The 741-nt window shown below is 36.6% G+C and carries 1 pseudogene; it reads right to left on the bottom strand.

Going from position 1 to position 741, the window contains the following annotated elements:
* Nucleotides 1-102 precede the first annotated feature (102 nt).
* Nucleotides 103-720, bottom strand: a pseudogene (locus tag DMC01_RS16975) (IS1595 family transposase); the annotation flags it as partial.
* Between the last annotated feature and the right edge of the window lie 21 nt (nt 721-741).

The following is a 741-nucleotide window of genomic DNA, read 5'->3' as shown; positions in this document are numbered from 1 at the left end:
CAAGAAAATCATCAGCCAAAGAAAAACTTGTTAGTAAGGCACTAAGAAATGCAATTTTAAAGAATGTTTTTAGCATTTTTAATCCTTGTAATTTAATATGGCTCAAGATACTTTAACAGGATTTTCTCTTATCAATTTTAGCAAATTTTGATGAGAATTTTGTCCTAAATTTTTCGTCTTAATTCTGTTTACTTTAAGTGAAGCACGAAATTTTCTCTTTTTATCCCACGAAATTTGGCAAGTCGAAACTTCGCAAAGCCCCAGAAATTCTCGATGCCGTTAATGTGATTTCGTCCATTTGCAAACTCATTTTTAGAGTGTTTTACTCTGTAATGTGCCTTTGCACCTTCTTGCAAAGTTGCGAGTGTAACGAAACAAAAAATCCACTAAACCATCGTAGGCTTTGAAGCCATCGCTGTAAATTTCGCTTTCTTTAAGCTCTGAAAATTCCTTTATTATGGACTGTAACTCTTTGGCAGAGCAATGTTTGACCACTTGCGTATAAACTCGTGCGATTGCGTTTTAACATACCAAACACAGGTGTCTTTTTTCCAGCTCCACGCCCACGCTTTCCACGCACCCTTTTTGCACCGAAATAACTTTCATCAACTTCAATCTCACCGCTGAGATTTTTTCGCATTCTTTGGCTATTAAAATGCGAATTTCTTGCAAAATTCTATTCACACAAGCACGAGAAATTTTGCAAAGCCCAGCGTCTTTTCGCCTCTAAATCAAGGCTTC

Origin of the sequence: Campylobacter troglodytis, from assembly GCF_006864425.1 — a bacterium.
Taxonomy (GTDB): Bacteria; Campylobacterota; Campylobacteria; order Campylobacterales; family Campylobacteraceae; genus Campylobacter_D; species Campylobacter_D troglodytis.
Note: the sequence above shows the minus strand (reverse complement) of the source record. Positions and strands in the feature narration are given on the sequence as shown.